The organism is Oleiphilus sp. HI0117 (genome assembly GCF_001635235.1).
In genome coordinates this window covers 1-531 of the sequence record NZ_LWGA01000264.1, presented here as the reverse complement: position 1 = coordinate 531, position 531 = coordinate 1, and the positions used below count along the sequence as shown (strand labels likewise).

1 protein-coding gene and 1 pseudogene are annotated in these 531 nt (G+C 46.5%); both read right to left on the bottom strand.

Annotated elements, in window-relative coordinates:
* Positions 1–124, bottom strand: a pseudogene (gene rplD / locus A3757_RS03290) (50S ribosomal protein L4); the annotation flags it as partial.
* Positions 125–132: 8 nt separating this feature from the next.
* A partial coding sequence (gene rplC, locus A3757_RS03285) for a 50S ribosomal protein L3 (protein ID WP_068739169.1) occupies positions 133–531 on the bottom strand: 399 nt, incomplete at its 5' end.

The following is a 531-nucleotide window of genomic DNA, read 5'->3' as shown; positions in this document are numbered from 1 at the left end:
CCTGGCGGGCAGCTGCCATATATGCAGTGACAACCTGATGAACCAAAGACTCATTAAATTCACGAGAAAACGTAGCTTCAGATACAGCCACTGAATTTCCAGAACCAGTAATTGTTAATTCCATGACGCCCCCTATGCCTTCTGTGCTGGCTTGACAATGATGTCCGCGCCAGTAGCACCAGGAACAGAACCTTTAATCAATAAAAGGTTACGTTCTGCGTCTACACGAACGACTTCTAAGCTCTGAACAGTAACTTGTTCAGCACCCATGTGACCTGACATCTTCTTGCCTTTAAAAACACGACCTGGCGTCTGACACTGACCAATTGAACCGTTTGATCTGTGTGACAACGAGTTACCATGCGTCGCATCTTGCATGCCAAAGTTCCAACGCTTAATACCGCCCTGGAAACCTTTACCTTTAGACTGACCAGTTACATCAATAATCTGACCAACTTCGAAGACTGTCGCATTAAGTGCGTCACCTGCTTTAAGATCTTCGCCTTCGCCTTCCGCCAAACGGAATTCCCA